The sequence below is a fragment of the Nocardioides sp. CPCC 206348 genome (genome assembly GCF_048654705.1).
Lineage (GTDB): Bacteria > Actinomycetota > Actinomycetes > Propionibacteriales > Nocardioidaceae > Nocardioides.
The window spans coordinates 8,843-9,911 of sequence record NZ_JBMCZA010000110.1 but is presented as its reverse complement, the minus strand read 5'-3'; the positions used below and the strand labels follow the sequence as shown (position 1 = coordinate 9,911).

The following is a 1,069-nucleotide window of genomic DNA, read 5'->3' as shown; positions in this document are numbered from 1 at the left end:
TCAGGTGCTGGATGGCCTCGAGATCGGACCTGTGGCGGTCCAGAGTCACCGTGGCCCCGCTCACGACTTGGAACGCGAGCCCTGAGCTGGGCGACGGGTGGCGCGCCGGTCCTGGAGACGCCGCACGAAGAGCACGGCACCGACCGCGACGATGAGAGCGACACCGTTGAAGAGCGCGGTGACCCAGACCTCACCGCCGACGAGCTGGAGTCCCTGGACGCCGGTGCCGAGCAGGAAGATCGCGAGCATCGTACCGCCGACATTGAAGCGCCCCGGCTTCAGCTGGGTCGTTCCGAGGAATGCACCCGCGAAGGCCGGGAGCAGGTACTCGGGGCCGAGCGACGAACTGACCGAACCGAGTGTCGAGGCCAGTAGCACTCCCGCCACCGCCGCGGCGAAGCCGGAGATGACCAGCGATCCGAACACCATCCTCGTGGTGTTCACTCCCGTGAGACGAGCGGCGTCTGCGTTGGCGCCGGCGGCGTAGATCCGTCGTCCAAGCGGCGTGTGCTCGAGGACGAACCATGCGATCACTGCAAAGACGAACAGATAGATCACGATGACGGGCAGCGTGAAGATTGCCCCCGAAGTGAGGTCTTGGAAGCTATCGGGAAACGGCCCCAGATAGGTGCCGTCGGTGAGAACCTGGGAGCCTGCCGTCAGCAAGGACGTTGTACCCAGCGTTGCGATGAAGCTGTTGATGCCGATGACCGCGACGAGGAAGCCGTTGAACATTCCGACAACGATGCCGGCGCCCAGTGCGATGGCGATGGCGACGGGCACGGGCAGCTCGTTCTTGGTCAGCAGCGCTCCGCAGAGAACCGCACAGAAACCGAGGTTCTGCGCAGCCGAGAGATCGAAGGCGCCGGCCGCCAGCGGGAACAGGAGGCCCAGCGCGAGGATCGCGATGATCGCTTGGCTGGCCAGGATCGAGCGGAAGTTCGTCGCGGTCAGGAAGGTGTCGGGCGTCCAGATGCCGAAGACCAGGACGATCAGGGCGAAGATCAGGACACCGCTGTACTTCCCGATGCTGAACTTGTTGATAGCTGGGCTCCGGCGTCGATCGGCG

1 protein-coding gene is annotated in these 1,069 nt (G+C 65.0%); it reads right to left on the bottom strand.

Features of this window, described 5'->3' with window-relative positions; genetic code table 11:
- Positions 1–60 precede the first annotated feature (60 nt).
- On the bottom strand, positions 61–1,069 hold a 1,009-nt coding region (locus ACOADB_RS06215), incomplete at its 5' end, for an ABC transporter permease (RefSeq protein WP_378597084.1).